The 493-nt window shown below is 50.5% G+C and carries 1 protein-coding gene; it reads left to right on the top strand.

Annotation, left to right across the window (positions count from 1 at the left end; translation table 11 throughout):
- Positions 1-28: 28 nt before the first annotated feature.
- Positions 29-493, top strand: a 465-nt coding sequence (locus tag PPL9_RS07225) for a recombinase family protein (protein ID WP_152986619.1), incomplete at its 3' end; no start/stop codon positions are given.

Below are 493 nucleotides of genomic sequence, written 5' to 3' on the forward strand. Positions count from 1 at the left end.
GATTTTTTACTACACTTGGGTATTCGAAATGATACGTGGCTATATAAGAACCGACAAAAACGAACACACCAGAGATAGCCAGATGGAAGAGTTGCGAGCCGCAAACTGCGAAACCTTCCGCGTTGATGAGGGAATTTCGCGGCGCTCCTTCCTGAAGCCTGAGCTTGATAGGCTGATGCAAGAGGCTGTTGCGGGTGATGTGTTGGTATTTTGCTCTTTGGATCGTATCGCGGAATATCAACGGGATTTAGCTGAATTCTTCGCTAAATGTCAAGTGCTCGGCGTTGATGTGGTGGTTCTTCGTGAGGGACTAAACACACTGGAAAACCCTGGTGTGTTTCAGGTTATGGCGGCGTTTGTTGGCTTCGCTCGCGGGCTGGATGATGAGCGGCGCACATTGGCGATTGAGAAGGCGAAGAGGAAGCAGGGGCGACCGTCTAAGCTGAGCGAAGAGCAGCAGCTTGAAGCTGTTGAAATGAAGGCTTCAGGCAAG

Source organism: Pseudovibrio sp. POLY-S9, assembly GCF_001431305.1.
In the GTDB taxonomy this organism is placed as follows: Bacteria; Pseudomonadota; Alphaproteobacteria; order Rhizobiales; family Stappiaceae; genus Pseudovibrio.